Annotated in this window: 1 protein-coding gene; it reads right to left on the minus strand. The window is 76.6% G+C overall.

Annotated features, from left to right (window positions below; translation table 11 throughout):
- On the minus strand, nt 1-1,538 hold a 1,538-nt coding region (locus NWP10_RS11780; RefSeq protein WP_309137727.1), incomplete at its 3' end, for a DUF222 domain-containing protein.
- Nucleotides 1,539-1,960 lie beyond the last annotated feature (422 nt).

Raw genomic sequence — 1,960 nt, forward strand, 5'->3', positions numbered from 1 at the left:
TCGTCGGCAGCGTCAGATGTGTATAAGACCCCGGCCCCTGCCTGTTCCGGCGTCGTCGGCGGCGCCGGCGGTGCCGCTCCCCTGGTGCCCGAGGCCGCCGCCGGGCCGTGGATCCGGTGGTGCCGGTTCCTCCGGGGCGTCTGGGCGGGGTCGAGGTGGCGCGCGGGGGTGAACCAGGGGATCCCTGCGACGACGGCGACCGTCCACCACCCGGCGTGGACGGCGTGGTGATGATGTGAGCAGAGCAGGACCCCGTTGTCGACGTCCGTGCGCCCGCCGTCCTCCCAGTGGCCGATGTGGTGGATCTCGCACCAGCTGGCCGAGAGGGTGCACCCCGGCGCGGCGCAGCCGCCGTCCCGGGCCGTGACGGCCCGTCGCTGGGCGCGGGTGAAGAGGCGTCGGGAGCGGCCGAGGGCCAGGATCTCGCCCTCGCCGCCGAGGACGGCCGGGATGATCTCCGCGTCGCATGCGATCCGGCGGATCTCGCGGGGGTCGATGGGGCCGGTGAACTCGGCCTCGCTGAGGACGGCCGCCGTTCCCGAGGCGGTGCGCACGCGACGCAGGAGGGTCTCGTGGTCGATCGTGACGAGCACCTGCGGTCGGTGGCCCGCCGTGGCGGGGAGGACGCCAGGGGCGGCGAGGGCGAGGGCGGCCTGCAGGGCGCTGACGAGGGTGTCGGCCTGCCGCTGGCCGCGCGTCCGCGGATCGAGGTCAGGCGATCCCGCGGGGGCGTCCACCTGGCCGGACGGTCCCGCGCCCCGGGCGCGGGGATTCGTGGCTGCGGCGGCGACCGTCTGCAGCACCTCGTGCTGGGTGTCGGTCAGGTGCAGGTCCCAGCGGTGCAGGCCCCGGCGCCGGCCGCGATGGAACAGCCCCTGGGCGGCGCGGAGTTCGGCCTCGGTGGGGATGCCGCTGTCGGGCAGGACGACCGCATCGAGGTGCTGGCGCCACCGCGCGCACAGCCGGCGCATCCCGTCCAGGTCCGCGTGGTGGAGTTGCGCGGCCAGCAGCGACTCCCCCGCGGCGAGCAGCGCGTCGGCCTCGTCCTGCGGGACGGCCGCGAGCGCGAGGTCGGTCCGCGCCCGGGTGAGGGTCTCGATCACGGCGTCGCAGGCGGCCTCGTCGGCGGCGCCCTCGGACAGGACCGCGGCGACCTCCGGCAGCGCCGGATCGGCGAGGGGCGCGGTGACGAAGTCCCGCCGTGGGCGAGTGGCCGCGGCTCGGCGGAGCCGCCGCTGGGCGGTGCGCCGGTCGATCCGCACGGTGTCCCGCAGGCAGTCCGCGGCGTCCCGGTGGGGGCCCTTGCCGGGCGGGATCCCCAGCACCTCCTGGCGATCCGCCTCGTGCTCATACGCCTCCGCGAGGTGTCCGGCCAGCGCGGTCTGGAGCGCCGCGACCGTGCGCGACAGCGTCTCCGCCTGCACGAGCAGGTCCGGGAGGAGGGCGCCGCCCGGGACGTCCTGCCAGCGCGGAGCCGCCACCGCCGCGAGGGCCTGCTCGACCGCCTCGCGTGCCCAGTCCACGTCCTCGGCGATCATGGCGCTCCCCCCTCTCCTGCGTCCGGTGCGGCCTCTGGTCTTGATGTGATCCCAGTCCATCGCACGGGGCGGACACGTTAAGTAAGAGGGATTCAATCGGGTCTGTGGACTTCCCCAGGCGTCGGTCCCGGGGCGCAGTGGACCCGGTGCTGCGTCCGGCGCCCCGGGGTGGGGGCCGCTGCCACCGCCGCCGCCGGCGGGCGCGTCCCCGGCAGCCGTGCGCCGGGGCTGTGGGCCGACGTCGGGAGTTCCGAGGGGGCGGCTCTCGACCACCGCCGGTCCGGGGTCGGGCGGGCACCCCGGTGTCCCCACCCCTGCGCACCAGTCCCGCTCCCCCAGCCCGGCTCTCCTCACCGCTCCGGGGTGGGCAGCAGCTCCCAAGTGTCCGGGTGGGGCACGGGGATGGGGCGGCGGTCCGCCGG

The organism is Micrococcus sp. HG099, from assembly GCF_024723355.1.
Taxonomy (GTDB): domain Bacteria; phylum Actinomycetota; class Actinomycetes; order Actinomycetales; family Micrococcaceae; genus Micrococcus; species Micrococcus endophyticus.